Consider the following 12,612-nt stretch of genomic DNA (forward strand, 5'->3'; position numbering starts at 1 on the left):
GATCTAATTGTCGTTCATGGCGGGCCGATGGCGCTTCGGGCTGTGCACGCGGGGGAGTGGTCTTCGCGTACCTGCAGGATCTCGGTTGCGGGCAGGCGCCCGTCCCTGACCGTGCTCCGCGGCTGGCTCCAGCCAGCGGTGACAGCGCCTTGCGGTCCGCGTCGGTGAGCTCGTCCGCCCTTGACAGCACGTCACGGATCAATCTGGCGAAGCCGGTTGCAATACCCCTGGGGTTTCGAGGAGCTTTCTCGTTCCGGGGCTCCGCCGACAGGCGCGTCAGCGAGCCGACGCGCGTACCGGCCGCGCACACGCCACGACACCACCCTGCATTGGGGTACCTCGCCGTCGGCGCCGTGGCGTGAGCGCGCAACATGGCCGTTCCAGCCGCACGCTCGATCGACTCGACCACCACACCGGCTGAATGCGGCAGCAACCGTCCCATACCCCCTGGACCGCAACACCCGGTAGATGCCCAGATCAGGCAGGTGACGTCACAAGATCTCTGACAGAGCCTAATGACGTGACCGCCGACGCTCGCTGGATGGCAGTGGGTGTCTTCCATACCCGAAGGCCGCCGGGTACGGCCGGCGGCCCTCGTTTTTTCAAAGTGCCGTCTTGGCCGAGTGACGGCCGGTGCGGTTAGGCGTCGCTGGTGGTGTCGTCGGTTGCCGCCTCACCGAGTATGGCCGCGGTAAGCACGTTGCCGCCGATGCCCCAGCCGCCGTCGGTGAGCTCTTCGACCAGCACGTGTTGCCGCGGGCACGCTCGCCGTAGATCTCGACGTACAGCTCGGTCGTGCGGGTGACGATCTCTTCTTCTGCTTCTGGGTGAGGGTCTTCTCGGGGACTTTGAAGTTCGCGAAAGGCATGACTGATGTTTCTTTCTCTCAGTGAGCCTCTTTCATCCTGAATAGCCGCAGGTCAGCAGGACGTGGATGGCTTGGACGATGCGGCTGATGCGTCGGGTCGAGCAGCGTGCTCTGCGCATGATGCGCCAGGACTTGAGCCGGGCGAAGGCGCGTTCGCCGGGGGCTCGTAGGCGGGCGTGGTCGCAGTTGAACTGCTGGTAGTGCTCAGGCCGTTCGCTGTGGTGGTAGTAGGGGGTGCGGACGGTGGCGCCGGCGCCCTGGTAGGCGCGGTCCGCCAGGACCAGGATGTGTCGGGTCAGGCATGCCTGGACGATGCCGTGGGCGCGGGCGGAGGTCAGGTCATGGGTGCGGCGTGGCGCGGGAGAACCACAGCGGTGTGCCGTCAGGGGCAGCGATGACCTGGACGTTCATGCCGTGTTTCTTGTGCTTCTGCGAGTAGTACGGCTCATCCGCGTGGACTCGGTCGGTGGGGATGAGCGTTCCGTCAACGATGACGTGGTCGCCCTCACCGAGGCCGGTGAGGGCTTCGTGCAGGCCGGGAGTCCAGGAGGCCAGGACGTCCAGGGTCTCGTCGACGTAGCGCCAGGCAGGGCTCTCGGATATGCCGAAACCGGCGCCGAGCTGGGAGAACGTCTCGTTTCTACGCAAGTGGACCAGGGCGAGAAGAGCCTGCTCGAAGCAACCGAGCCTGCGCCAACGAGTCTTGCGTTTGCGACGGTGCTCGTGCAGCAGCCAGGCAACATGCTCGACGAGCTCGTGGGGGACGTCCAGCATGGTGGTTACGGAACCAACAGGGCCTCTCCGTTCGCCGGTGTACTGAGTGGAATCACCACGCCAACGACGAGGGGCCCTGCCTCGTCATCACAACCACTGACCAGCCCATTTCACCCCTGCAGCCCAGGATGAAAGAGGCTCAGTCAAGGACGAAGAGCCCAGAGCTGGTTGACAGCTGTGTGGTGCGGGGTCACCCAGCGCATCGATCCCTGGAAGCCGTCGATCGTGGCAGCGCTGAATTCCGGCCGAAAGTACAGGCCCTCAAGCGGTGAACGGCTCTCACGTCCCCGGCCGTGGCGTCGACGCTGAACGTGCCCATCCTGTCGCCCGGGCCGAGGAAACGCGGCCAGCTGCTCATGTGTCCTCCGCGCCAACGAAGGTGTCGCCGCAATCCCATCTGGTGTCGCAGACGTACACGCTTACTACGCATGGCCGTTCCTACTCTTGGTTGTCCTTCAACCGTCAACAATCAGCCGCCCGCGGGTGCACCCGGCTGAACATGGGCCTTGCATTACGACGCCGCGTGCGCTCTGCCCAGCGGCAACGTCGTCGTCGCGCCAGGCGACCGACTCCCCCTTGACCGACATCTGAGGAGACGACCACGATGATCCCCGACGACGATCCGTCCCGCTCGCTGACCGTCGCGAACGTTCCTCTTCCGCGACCAGGGCAGCCCGGACAACCTGCACTACCGAACGCACCCGCACATCGAAGACACCCCGCTCCGGACCGAAGACGTCTGCACGACGATTCGGGGTGCCCTAGATAGGTATGGGACCCCCCACCCCCGCTTCTCCGGAACAGGAGCGGTCACCCTCCGTGCCGCTTCACTTCCCCGTGACTGTCGCGGCGGTCGGTCCATCGCGTTTGGGCTGGTTGGACGCGTTGCGTGGCATCGCGGCACTCGTTGTGGTGTTTGATCACTCGTCGGTCGCCTTCATGGCTGAGTTCCGGCGGGTGCTGATTCCGGAGTTCAACACCGGTCGGTACGGCATCATGGTGTTCTTCTTGGTGAGCGGCTATATCATTCCCGCGTCGCTCGAACGGCGAGGAAGCATCCGAACGTTCTGGATCGGACGGATCTTCCGCATCTACCCGTTATGCATGGTCGTCGTTACGGCGGTCCTCGCCGCCCATCTATTGGGCATCGCGCAGATCCGCGACTTCGGCGGGGAGAGCATCGCTGCGGTCGCCGTCGCCCATCTCGCCTTGTTCCAGGAGTTGCTGGGGACTCCCAGTCTTCTTCTCGTCCTATGGACACTCTCGTACGAAATGGCCTTCTACCTGCTGGTCGTCGCCCTTTTCTCGGTCCGGCTTCACCAGCGGTCGGCAGCGTCCGCCGTCATTTTGGCATCGCTGGCCGCGGCCAGCGTGACGGCAGGGAGCGCGCTGCCTGCCTCTACCTTGTCCGGTGCGGTAGGCGTCAGCCTGTTGGTAGCTGTTGCCGCAATCACCATGACGGTCGCCATCTGCTGCGCAAGCGCAGGATCTCCCGTGCTCCGTGTGTTCGGTGCTGTGCTGGGAGGAGTGCTGGCACTCGTTCTGGTCACGTGCAACAGCACAGTCCCCATGTGGGAGAGTCTTGTGATCCTCGCCGTGATGTTCCTCGGCACCGCCGTCTACCGGGCTGAAAGCGGTCAGAACACCTGGCAGTACGCGGCCGGCGCCGCCGTGGTTGTGGTGGCTTGTGCTGTGGGGAGTGCGTATCGGTACGGCGGAGGGTCCAACTTCACTCGGCGGGGTTGGATCGTGGCATTCCTGCTGGCCATGGCCACTTTTGGTGTCGGACTGGTGTTTCGCCGCCGGCGGATACCGCGGTGGTTGGTCGGGCTGGGAACGATCAGCTACTCGGTCTACCTGGTACACCCGGTGTTGCTGGCGGTGACAGATGGCACGATCGGCCGCTTGGAGCGGGACAATCTCGCGCTAGAGATCGCGTTCTATGCCGTGCTACTGCCTGTGAGTGCGTTGACGTACCGGGCTATCGAAGTGCCAGGTCAGACATGGGGCCGGAGACTGGCGCGTCGCATTCCGGCTCCACTACGGGCATCTGGTCCCAAGGGCGCTGAATTGCCGCCTGCAACACCCGACGCCTCGGACCGATGAGGTCCGAGGCGTCGGCACGGTCGCTTCTGGCGGTGGAGCGGTTTTGAATGGCGAGAACTCCGGCCCCGCAGGAGGACGTGGAGGGAATCCGGAAGCACGGCTGCTCGTTCCAGACTATGTAGCCGATCTGACTGAACCTCTTTCATCCTGTGTTTTCGCGGGTGGGGAGGGTGTGGATGGCGGCGACCGTTCTGCCGATGCGGTTCGTTGAACACCGGGCTTGTCGTAGCAGTCGCCAGGATTTGAGGCGGGCGAAGGCGCGTTCGGCTGAAGCGCGGAGACGTGCATGGTCGCGGTTGTACTGCTGGTAGTGCTCTGGGAGTTCGCGGTGGCCGTAGTAGGGGGTGCGGACGGTGCCGCCGGCGCCTTGGTAGGTACGGTCGGCCAGGACGAGGATCTGCCGGGTCAGACATGCCTGCACGATGCCGTGGGCGCGGGCTGCTGTCAGATCGTGGGTGCGGCCTGGTGTCGCACGGGTGAACCAGAGCGGCGTGCCGTCCGGATGCGCAGTTCCAGCAGTTCGGGTTCGTTGTTGGGCACCGTCGCGAGAGCACCTTCACCCCGTCAGCGTCGATGACCGTGCAGTGGTGCTCGGCCTTGCCCGCGTCCGTCCCCGCCCACAGCTCAGGCAACTTCTGCCTCCTCGAAGATCGCTGTCCTGGTCCCAGCAGACGACCACGCCAACGTGTCCCTACGAAGCGACTGAACCGCGTATCCCAATCAGTGGCCGTGTCGTCGCGGGGCCCACCACCAAGGAGGGAGCCCTTTCCAACCTGCCATGTCGGTATTGCAGTTGGCGTGACAGGTGAGTGCCACAGATGCCTCTTCGTCTTGCGTCCGAATTCGAACACGTCCTGCGTTGCTGCCACCGCTCTCTCGTCGATCAGCGCCTTGCTCATGCGACCGAGACGCAGGGCGTGAGCATTCTCAGCCCTGCCCGCGAGTCATCATTCGTCCGATTGGAAGAAGTGCGGGCTGTTTCCCCGGTCTGCGCAGTCGGTCGAGCAGGCCAGGTCGCGTTGTGCCTGGAGCTGGGCGAGGCGAGTGCTCAGCGTGCGGGTGATGTGCTGGTAGCTGTCGCTGCCCAGAGCGAGGCGCAGCGGAGCGGGTTCCTCAACGACGCTGGCGATCATTGCGTCGACCATCTTGCCTGGGTCGCCCGGCGATTGGAGCGAGGTGTCGTCGAGGATGTCATTGATCCTGCGGGAGGGTGAGGCGTCATAGGCGGGGATACGGGGCCCGACTCTCGCGCTCCTGTTACGGAAGCCGGTGCGCGCACTGCCGGGTTCGACGATCGTGCAGCCGATCCCGAACACGGCCACCTCCTGCGCAACCGTCTCCATGAACCCTTCGATGCCCCACTTCGTTGCGTGGTAAAGAGAGCTGCCGGGAATCGTCACCTGGCCTCCGAGGCTGGAGACCTGGAGGATGCGGCCGTGACCCTGCTCGCGCATGTGGGGAAGGACCGCGCGAACGAGCTGGATCGATCCGATCAAATTGGTGTCGATCTGGTGGCGGACCTGCTCGTCGGTTACCTCCTCGGCGGCGCCCAGCAGCCCGTAGCCGGCGTTGCTGACGACCACGTCGATGTGGCCCATCGCGGCCCAGGCGGCGTCGGCCGTCGGCCGTATCTCGCCAGTATGTGTCAGGTCGAGAGCGGCGAGCCACAGCCGGTCGCCGTGTTGCGCCTTGAGGTCGTCGGCGGCTGAGAGATCCCGAAGTGTGCCGGCGACACGATCGCCGGTAGCGAGCAGCTTTTCCGTCATCAGGCGGCCGAAGCCGCTGCTGATGCCGGTGATGAACCAGGTTCTCATGGGTGGTTTCCTTCCGGGGGAAGCGGCGGGAGGACGTCCCGCCACGCGCGCGCCTAGCGCTTGTCGACGACGGGCGCGCCGTTCAGGATCACTATGCTGAGGTCGCGAAGGTTGTCGATGTCCGCGGTGGGGTCAGCGTTCAGCACGAGCAGGTCGGCGCGCTTGCCGGGGGCCACCGTGCCGAGGTCGGATCGGACACACTGCCGCGCCGCGCCGCTGGTGGCCGCGGCCAGCACCTGGGTGGGCGTCATCCCGGCCGCGACCATGAGTTCGGCCTCTTCGAGGGTGTTGGCTCCGAAAAGGCCCCGGCCGCTGAAGGTGTCGCTGCCCAGCGCGATGTGTACGCCGGCCTCAGCGACCTTCTTGAGATTGCCACGGGCGTCCAGGTGGGCATCGTCGATCCAGAGCGTGGGCGTGTAGGTGGTGCCGTGTTCGAGCATCAGGTCTATGAGCGAGTGGTCGGTGAGGGGCTCGACGGTGACACCGTGCTCCAGGCCGTCCGCGCCCGCCTCGATCGCCTCGCGTGCCGCGGCTTGCTGGGTGGTGTGGACGGTGACCCGAAGGCCCCGCTCGTGCCCGGTCTCGATACCAGCCCGAAGGAGATCGACGGGAAGCCGTTCCAACTCGACACCACCAGGAAAGGCAGGATTCTGCCAGAGGTACTTCGGCCCGCCAGCGTGCGCACACGCGCCTTCCGACAGGAGTTTGACCGCGTCGACCTTGCGGTCGGCGAGGTGGTGCACCAGGTCGCGGATCTGCTGCACGCTGTCGACCTCTCCCGTGAAGCGCTCGCGCGCCCAGGGGTTGCCGCTGAAGACAGTGGCGGCGGGATGCCCGTCGCGTCCGGTGATACCGCAACCGGTCGCCAGCAGTCGCGGGCCCCGCAGCGCGCCCGCGGCGATTTTCGCCCGCGTGTCCAGAATTCCGCCCGTCGGATCGCCCACCGACTTGATGGTGGTGATCCCGTGGTCGAGGAACAGCCCGAGCCTTCCGGGAAGTTCGTTCTCCTCGAAGGCACGCATCGAATCCGGGTCGGAGACCGCGCGCACGTCGTAGAAGTGGATATGAGTGTCGATCAGGCCCGGCATGACCCATCCTTCGGCCGCATCCACCTCCTGCCTGCCCCTGAGCGGCTCGGCCGACACGGAAGCGATCTCTCCGCCGTTGATGGCGACGTCGTACAGACCGGCGAGCGCCTGGCGGCCGTCGAAGACATGTGCGCGACTGATCACGAGGTCGTAGGTCGCGGGGCCACGAGCCCCCGTGCTCGCAATTGCCTTGGATTCCTGGGGCATCGCTCTCATCCCTGGTGCGTTCTGAGTAGGTGTTCGGGCCGCGTTACACGCGGACGGCTCATGCGGGGCCGCTGACATCGAGAGTCAGGAGGGCCCGGAGTGCCCGGGCTGAAAAAACTGTAATCAAACTAGTTACAGTTAAGTCGTACCTCATGACGCAGGGTGGGTGTGTGTCAGCGCCTGATCAGTGATTCCTCGGTTCGTTGCCGGAGGTCAGTATCTGATGCAGCAGGCCGGCGATCGTCGTCCTGCCGAGCTGTTCCTCCAGAGCTCGTTCCGCGCTCCGGAACTCGACGTCAAGCAGGTCGCCGATGTTGCGTCCGACCTCGCACGCCCCGCTGGGCGGATGGGTGTACCGCGAGAAGATCTGCCCTTCCTCGACGGCGGCGTACGCGTCATAGAGCGTGATATCCCGCGGGGCGCGAGCAAGGGACCAGCCGCCCCCCCGACCCTCGGCGGACCAAACAAGGTCAGCGTCTCGCAAGCGGCCGAGGACGCGCCGCACGAGGACTGGGTTGCTCTCAAGGCTGTCCGCGATCTCCGCGGAAGTCAACGAGCCCCCACGCCGGTGCGCCAGCATCGCCAGCGCGTGAATCGCGACCGCGCTCCTACTGCTGAGCCCCGCCATCTCCTACTCCTTGCCGTCACCGTCAAACTGCAACCACAGTAGTTGCAGTTTGATCGACAATCAACCGAGTCGCCTCACAGAGGCATGACTCAGGTGAGGGGCGAGGACCTCATCGGTGCCGACCAGGTCGCGACCCAGATCGGCCTGGACGGCGTCCGCGAGGCGCGGCTGGTCGCCGAAGCGGCCCTCGACCGCGTCCGGGACAAGTTCGGCCCCCGGGTCATCGGTCCCGCCGCCGTCTTCCGCCGCGCCTCATGACCCGGCCCGCCAGCCGCGGAGGGAAGCCGTGATCCTCAACCCGCCCGGCCTGGGCCACGGTGCTGCCCAGCGGCTGCCGCACTGGCCCTACCTCCAGGCCGTCGACGACGCCTCACCCAGCGGGGCATCCCGCCCGGCACCGTACGGGCCGACTACGACCATCCCCGGTTGGGGGACAGGCTGTTCATCGTGCTCGGGTGGGACACCAGCCGCACCGCCGCCCGCATGGGCGGGATCCGCTTCAACTGGGATGACGAGACCGGCTGGGCCTACTCCCTGCAGCGGCCTCAGCCTGCGCACCGGCCTGAGCAGGCCGCTGACAGTGCTGCACCGGGTCTACGCGGCACCGGAGGGCGTGGCCGCGGTGGGGGAGCAGTTCGTGTGCCACGGGCGTCTGCCCACCGGGGAGTACGGCGCGGAGTGGGACGGTGCGTCGCAGGTGCGCGCCACGATCGACCGATTCCGCGCCACCCTGTTCGTGGAGGACAGGAAGGGCTATCACCTGTTCGGCGCAGCGTGGTCGTGTCAGTACGGGGCAGCCGGGAACTCAGCCTGGAGACGGTCTTCCTGACGCTCTCTGGCGGGTTGGCACCAGCGTACAGACCCTGACCTGATCAGGCGCTGAGGACCTCGTCGCTGTCGCGGTGGCGAGTGAAGTGACATCGGCACAGGCCTGCGGCCGCTGACTTCGTGCGGACGTACGGAGTCGCGGAGGAGGCTTCGTTCTCTGTCACGAATCGGCGCGGCGTGTGCGCCCCTATGTTCGCGGCATGACGAAACTCGACCAGGTACGAGCCTGGTGGGAAGAGCGACTGCCCGCACTGCTCGACGAGTACGGGGTACCGGGTGTGGCGGTTGCCGTGGACCTGGCGGGAGAGGTCGCCGACCACGGCGCGGGTGTGCTGAGCCTGTCGACCGGGGTGGAGGCGAACGCCGACACATTGTTCCAGATCGGTTCCACCACCAAGGTGTGGACCGCGACGCTGGTGATGCAGCTCGTCGACGAGGGCCTGGTCGAGCTCGACGCCCCGGTGCGTAGCCACCTGCCGGAGTTCCGCATCGCCGACGAGTCCGCCGCGGCAGCGATCACCGTCAGGCAACTCCTCAATCACACTGCCGGGTTCGAAGGCGACATCTTCACGGACACGGGCAAGAACGACGACTGTGTGGAGAAGTACGTCGCCACCTTGAGCGACGTCCCCCAACTCTTCGCACCGGGACAGTTGTTCTCCTACAACAACGCGGGCTACTGCGTACTGGGCCGGCTGGTCGAGGTGGTGCGCGGCAAGCCCTATGGCGCTTGTCTGCGCGACCACCTATTCACGCCGCTCGGTCTCACCCACGCGGCACACGGAGCGGACGAGGCGATCCTCCACCGGGCCGCGGTCGGACATCTGCCGCCGTCTCCCGGGGAGCCCCTCCAGCCCGCGCCCGTATGGTCCATCGCCCCCTCGAACTCGCCCGCCGGTTCCTTGCTCGCGATGCGCCCGCGCGACCTGCTGGCCTTCGCCCGGATGCACCTCAACGACGGCACGGCCGGCAACGGCACGGTGGTGCTGAGCGAGGCCACGGCCAAGGCCATGCGCGAGCGCGAGGCGGAGCTGCCCCGTCTCGGCGTGATGGGTGACGCCTGGGGTCTTGGCTGGGAGATCTTCGACGGCGAGAGCACTGGGCTGATCGGGCACGACGGAACCACCATCGGCCAGTCCGCCTTCCTGCGGCTGGTGCCCGAGCACGACCTCGCCATCGCCCTGCTGACCAACGGCGGCAACACCCTCGGCCTCTACCGCGCGGTCGTCGGCCACATGCTGCGGGAACTGGCGGACGTCGACCTGCCCGCGATGCCGGTGCCGCCGGCCGACCCCCGGCCCGTCGACGCCGGCCGCTTCCTGGGCACGTACAGCTCTCGCATGTTCGACAACACCGTCACCCAGGACGACGACCGCCGGGTCTGGGTGACCTGCGTCCCCAAGGGGCTCGCCGCCGAGATGGGCATGGAGACCACCACGGTCGAGCTGGTCGCCTTCGACGGCGACACGCTGATCGCCAAGGAGGAGGAGCACGGATTCCACCAGCCGTACGCCTTCGTCGGTGGCATGCCTGACGGTCCCGCGCAGTTCCTCCACACCGGCAGGGCGGACCGCCGTACCGCTCAGTGATGCCCCGGGCCGACGGTCTGCCTCGGCCCGCTCGACCTTCTGCTGGAGACACCATGAAGTACGCAGGGACGACGACGATCGCGATGGCCGGGGCGCTGACGCTCGCGCTGACCGCGTGCAGCGGTGGCGGCACCAGCACGTCCGGCCAACCCGTCGACGGCGGGACCTTCACCTACGCCATACCCGCCGACCCCGGCAACCTCGACCCGCATGCGACCACACTGTCCGTCGCCCACCAGGTCGACCTGTTCATGTACGACTCACTGGTGGCCATCGACTCCTCCGGCAAGGAGGTCGCCTCGCTGGCGAGTTCCTGGAAGAGCACGCCCACGATCGCGAGTTACACCCTGCGCAAGGGCGTCACCTGTTCCGACGGCACTCCGCTCACCGCGAAGGACGTGGCCGACAACATCAACTACGCCGCGAACCCGAAGAGCGGGTCGACGGTGACGGGCCTGTATGTGCCGGCCGGTGCGCAGGCGAAGGCGGACGACGCGGCCGGCACCGTCACGGTGACCGCGCCGAGCGCCGACGCCTTTCTCGGCCGCAACGTGGGCACTTTGCCCATCGTGTGCCGCAAGGGCCTCAGCAATCGTTCGATCCTCAAACAGGGTGGCTCGGGCACCGGCATGTTCACACTCACTGAGGCCGTCGCCGACGACCACTACACCTTCACTCGGCGCAAGGACTACACGTGGGGGGCCGGCGGTCCCAAGCCCGGCACCAAGGGAGTCCCCGACAAGGTGGTCCTGAAGGTCGTACGCAACGAGGCCACCGCCGCCAACCTGCTGCTCGCCCGGCAGATCAACGCGGCCCGCATCGTCGGCCAGGACAAGGAACGCGTGGCGGCCCGGCTCGACTTCAAGCGCGCGATGCACTCACCACTGGGCGAGCTGTGGTTCAACCAGCGACGCGGCGAGCCAACCGCCGCACCCCAGGTCAGGCGTGCGCTCACGCAGGCACTCGACCTGGCGCAGCTGCGCAAGGTGGTCACCAACGGCGGCGGAGGGGCACCCACCGGCCTGGTCGCCAAGGGGCAGGGCCCGTGCACCGAGGACACCGTCGCCGGCAACCTGCCGGGCCACGATGAGGCCGCCGCGGAGGCCGCCCTCGACTCGGCGGGCTGGACCAAGGGCTCCGACGGCATCCGGCAGAAGGACGGCAAGAAGCTCGCGCTGACCTTCTACTACCCGACCAGCCGTGGCGCCCCGATGCAGAACGCCGCGGAACTCCTGCGCTCCGTCTGGCAGAAGACCGGCGTGAAGGTCACCCTGCGCGGCGCAGCGGACAGCCAGTTCGACCAGGTCATCTCCGGACAGGGCTCCTGGGACGCCATGTTCCTGCCGCTGACGGTGACCCTGCCCACCCAGGCGGTGCCCTTCGTCTCGGGCGCCACCCCGCCGGGCGGGAACAACTTCGGCTCGATCGCCAACGCCGAATACCAGACCCACGTCAAGGCCGCCTCGGCGCTCACCGGCGCGAAGGGCTGCGACGAATGGGCCGCCGCCGAGAAGGCGCTGTTCCGGCAGGCCGACGTCGTACCCTTCGCCGACCTGGCCACGCCGGTGTTCGGCAACGGCACGACCTTCGACATAGCCGACGGCTCCATCGCCCCGACCACGATCCGCATGGTCGGATGACCGGCCGGCCGTAACCCGGAGGCACGCACACAGATGAACGCACAGACGGCTGATCGGCTTCTGGCCGGACCCGGCACCGAGCAACCGCACGCATCGCCGGGCCTGGCCAGGGGAGTGGTGGAGAACCCCTGGGTCCGCTTCGCGGCACGCCGCCTGACCCGGCTGGCGCTGTCGGTGTGGGTGCTGGTCACGGTGGCGTTCGCGATGATCCACCTCATTCCCGGTGACCCCGTGCGCGCCGCGCTCGGTATGAACGCCTCGCAGCAGGTGATCAACCAGCGCAGGGAGATGCTGGGGCTGAATGACTCGCTGCCGACGCAGTATCTGCGCTTCCTGCGGGACCTGGCCGGGGGCGACCTCGGCACCTCCGTGACCAGCGGCCTCCCCGTGAGCCAGGTGATCGGTGACCGGCTGCCGTCCACCGCGGCGCTCGCTGTGGCGTCCTTCCTGCTGGCGGTGGTGCTGTCGGTGCCGCTGGGCACGGGGATGGCGGTGCTGACCCGCGGCGGCCGTCACCACGGCGGCGAGCTCGCCTTCACCTCGACCAGCGTCCTGGTGGCCACGATCCCGGAGTTCCTCCTCGCCGTGGGACTCGTCTGGGTCTTCGGCGTGCAACTGGGCTGGTTCCCCGTGGCCGGCCGGGGTGGGCCGTCTTCCTATGTGCTGCCCGTGCTGTCACTGGCCGCCGGGCCGGCGGCGGTTTTGGCCCGCATCGTCCGTATCGAGATGGCGTCGGTGCTGAACGCGGACTACATCCGCACCGCCCGCGCCAAACGCCTGCCACCCCGAAGGGTCTATCTGCGCCATGCCCTGCCCAATGCCGTGACCGCGAGCCTCACCATCGGCGGACTGCTGCTGAGCAGTCTGGTGGCCGGCACCGTCCTGGTGGAGAACGTCTTCGCCTGGCCGGGCCTGGGCAGCACCATCGTCCAGTCGATCCTGTCCAAGGACTACCCCGTTGTGCAGGGCGTCGTCCTCGTCTACGGCACGGGCGTGCTGCTGGTGAACGTCGCGGTCGACGTCGCACTGGCCGTGCTCGACCCCCGTTCCGCGATCCGGGAGAGCTGACC

General features: G+C 67.1%; 9 protein-coding genes and 3 pseudogenes. 6 read left to right on the forward strand and 6 right to left on the reverse strand.

Annotation, left to right across the window (positions count from 1 at the left end; all coding sequences use genetic code 11):
* Nucleotides 1–639: 639 nt before the first annotated feature.
* Nucleotides 640–868, reverse strand: a pseudogene (locus KCH48_RS05090) (tautomerase family protein).
* A 32-nt stretch (nt 869–900) separates the two neighbouring features.
* Nucleotides 901–1,701: pseudogene (locus KCH48_RS05095) on the reverse strand (transposase family protein).
* Between the two features lie 760 nt (nt 1,702–2,461).
* Here KCH48_RS05095 and KCH48_RS05100 point away from each other — a divergent pair.
* Nucleotides 2,462–3,748, forward strand: a complete 1,287-nt coding sequence (locus KCH48_RS05100; protein WP_374104645.1) for an acyltransferase family protein — start codon at nt 2,462–2,464, stop codon at nt 3,746–3,748.
* A 142-nt stretch (nt 3,749–3,890) separates the two neighbouring features.
* Here the strand turns inward: KCH48_RS05100 and KCH48_RS05105 are convergent.
* From KCH48_RS05105 to KCH48_RS05120, 4 genes and pseudogenes are all read right to left on the reverse strand, one after another.
* Nucleotides 3,891–4,256 (reverse strand): annotated as a pseudogene (locus KCH48_RS05105) (transposase family protein); the annotation flags it as partial.
* A gap of 439 nt (nt 4,257–4,695) precedes the next feature.
* Nucleotides 4,696–5,562: an SDR family oxidoreductase gene (locus KCH48_RS05110; protein ID WP_210570769.1), complete on the reverse strand. Its 867-nt coding sequence runs from the start codon at nt 5,560–5,562 to the stop codon at nt 4,696–4,698.
* A 53-nt stretch (nt 5,563–5,615) separates the two neighbouring features.
* Nucleotides 5,616–6,857: an amidohydrolase family protein gene (locus tag KCH48_RS05115; protein ID WP_210570771.1), complete on the reverse strand. Its 1,242-nt coding sequence runs from the start codon at nt 6,855–6,857 to the stop codon at nt 5,616–5,618.
* A gap of 184 nt (nt 6,858–7,041) precedes the next feature.
* Nucleotides 7,042–7,485 carry an Rrf2 family transcriptional regulator gene (locus KCH48_RS05120; RefSeq protein WP_210570773.1) on the reverse strand — a complete coding sequence of 148 codons (444 nt, stop codon included), beginning with the start codon at nt 7,483–7,485 and terminating at the stop codon, nt 7,042–7,044.
* 84 nt (nt 7,486–7,569) lie between these two features.
* Between KCH48_RS05120 and KCH48_RS05125 the strand changes: the two genes are divergently transcribed.
* The 5 genes from KCH48_RS05125 (at nt 7,570) to KCH48_RS05145 (ending at nt 12,610) form a co-directional block, all read left to right on the forward strand.
* Nucleotides 7,570–7,743, forward strand: a complete 174-nt coding sequence (locus tag KCH48_RS05125) for a hypothetical protein (protein WP_210570776.1) — start codon at nt 7,570–7,572, stop codon at nt 7,741–7,743.
* A gap of 250 nt (nt 7,744–7,993) precedes the next feature.
* Nucleotides 7,994–8,314 (forward strand): hypothetical protein, encoded by a 321-nt coding sequence (locus tag KCH48_RS05130; protein ID WP_210570778.1) that lies wholly within the window; start codon nt 7,994–7,996, stop codon nt 8,312–8,314.
* A gap of 199 nt (nt 8,315–8,513) precedes the next feature.
* Complete coding sequence (locus KCH48_RS05135) at nt 8,514–9,902, forward strand: serine hydrolase (protein WP_210570779.1); 1,389 nt, start codon at nt 8,514–8,516, stop codon at nt 9,900–9,902.
* A gap of 53 nt (nt 9,903–9,955) precedes the next feature.
* Complete coding sequence (locus KCH48_RS05140) at nt 9,956–11,542, forward strand: ABC transporter substrate-binding protein (RefSeq protein WP_210570781.1); 1,587 nt, start codon at nt 9,956–9,958, stop codon at nt 11,540–11,542.
* A 33-nt stretch (nt 11,543–11,575) separates the two neighbouring features.
* Complete coding sequence (locus KCH48_RS05145) at nt 11,576–12,610, forward strand: ABC transporter permease (protein WP_210570783.1); 1,035 nt, start codon at nt 11,576–11,578, stop codon at nt 12,608–12,610.
* Nucleotides 12,611–12,612 lie beyond the last annotated feature (2 nt).

This window comes from Streptomyces sp. GESEQ-4 (genome assembly GCF_017948455.1).
Taxonomy (GTDB): domain Bacteria; phylum Actinomycetota; class Actinomycetes; order Streptomycetales; family Streptomycetaceae; genus Streptomyces.